We start from the raw sequence: 283 nt of genomic DNA on the forward strand, positions 1-283 counted from the left end.
GCACAAGCACCTCTGGTTCCATTGCCAGAACTCCTGCAATTGCAACCCTTCTCATCTGCCCTCCAGATAAATCAAATGGAGATTTAGTCAAATACTCTTCAGACAGACCAACTTCTTTAAGCGCCTTTTTTGCTCTTACTTTAGCTTCTTCCTCGCTTACACCAAAGTTCATCGGTCCAAAGCAAATATCCTTTTCCACTGTCTCCTCGAAAAGCTGGCTTTCGGGGAACTGGAAGACGATTCCTACCTTTTGACGAATAGGGGCAAGGTTTTTATTTTTACG

1 protein-coding gene is annotated in these 283 nt (G+C 43.8%); it reads right to left on the reverse strand.

Going from position 1 to position 283, the window contains the following annotated elements:
• Nucleotides 1–283, reverse strand: a 283-nt coding sequence (locus EOC06_RS38920) for an ATP-binding cassette domain-containing protein (RefSeq protein ID WP_128310196.1), incomplete at both ends; no start/stop codon positions are given.

Origin of the sequence: Mesorhizobium sp. M7A.F.Ca.MR.362.00.0.0 (assembly GCF_004023175.1) — a bacterium.
Classification (GTDB): Bacteria; Pseudomonadota; Alphaproteobacteria; order Rhizobiales; family Rhizobiaceae; genus Mesorhizobium.